Origin of the sequence: Salipiger marinus (assembly GCF_035481585.1) — a bacterium.
GTDB lineage: Bacteria > Pseudomonadota > Alphaproteobacteria > Rhodobacterales > Rhodobacteraceae > Salipiger > Salipiger marinus.
This window is the reverse complement of the sequence record NZ_JAYKSL010000089.1, coordinates 1-970: the sequence shown is the minus strand read 5'-3', so window position 1 is coordinate 970 and position 970 is coordinate 1. Positions and strand designations below refer to the sequence as shown.

At 67.1% G+C, this 970-nt stretch carries 1 protein-coding gene and 1 pseudogene; both read left to right on the top strand.

Features of this window, described 5'->3' with window-relative positions; genetic code table 11:
* A partial coding sequence (locus VK682_RS27255; RefSeq protein ID WP_230798344.1) for an electron transfer flavoprotein subunit beta/FixA family protein occupies positions 1 to 420 on the top strand: 420 nt, incomplete at its 5' end.
* Positions 420 to 970 (top strand): annotated as a pseudogene (locus VK682_RS27250) (electron transfer flavoprotein subunit alpha/FixB family protein); the annotation flags it as partial. The gene VK682_RS27255 and the pseudogene VK682_RS27250, both read left to right, overlap by 1 nt.

Genomic DNA, 970 nt, shown 5'->3' with positions numbered 1-970 from the left:
CCCGGTCTGGTGCTGATGGGCAAGCAGGCCATCGACAACGACATGAACGCCACCGGCCAGATGCTGGCGGGTCTGCTGGGCTGGGCGCAGGCCACCTATGCCAACAAGCTGACGGTGGAGGACGGCGCCGCCGTGGTCGCGCGCGAGGTGGATGGCGGGCTGCAGACGGTGAAGGTCACCCTGCCCGCGATCGTCACCGCCGACCTGCGGCTGAACGAGCCGCGCTATGCGTCGCTGCCCAACATCATGAAAGCCAAGAAGAAGCCGCTGGACGAAAAGACCGCTGCGGATTTTGGCGTGGATGTCAGCCCCCGGCTGGAGGTGATCGGCACCGCCGAACCCGCCACCCGGGCTGCGGGCGTCAAGGTCGGGTCGGTGGATGAGCTGCTGGCGAAACTCAAAGATGCGGGGGTGCTGTGATGGCCGTTCTCCTTCTTGCTGAAATCACCGAGGGCACGCTGGCGCTGGACGCCACCTCCAAGGCGGTGACCGCCGCGCAGACGCTGGGCGAGGTCACCGTGCTGGCCGTGGGCGCGCAGGCGCAGGCTGCTGCCGAACAGGCGGCCACGATCACCGGCGTCGCCCGGGTGCTGGTGGCCGAGGATGCGCTTTATGGCCACCGGCTGGCAGAGCCGGTGGCGGCGCTGATCCAGTCGCTGGCGGGGGAGTATTCCCATATCGTGGCGCCCGCCACGACGGATGCCAAGAACATCCTGCCGCGCGTGGCGGCGATGCTGGACGTGATGATCCTGACCGATGTCACCTCCGTGGTGGATGCGGATACGTTCGAGCGCCCGATCTATGCCGGCAACGCCCTGCAGACGGTACGGTCGAAGGATGAAAAGAAGGTTATCACCTTCCGGACCTCGACCTTCGAGGCGGCGCCGGGCGGCGGCGCGGCCCCGGTAGAAAGCATAGCTGCGGCGGAAAATCCCGCGCTTTCCGAATGGGTTGAGGACAAGGTGGCGGA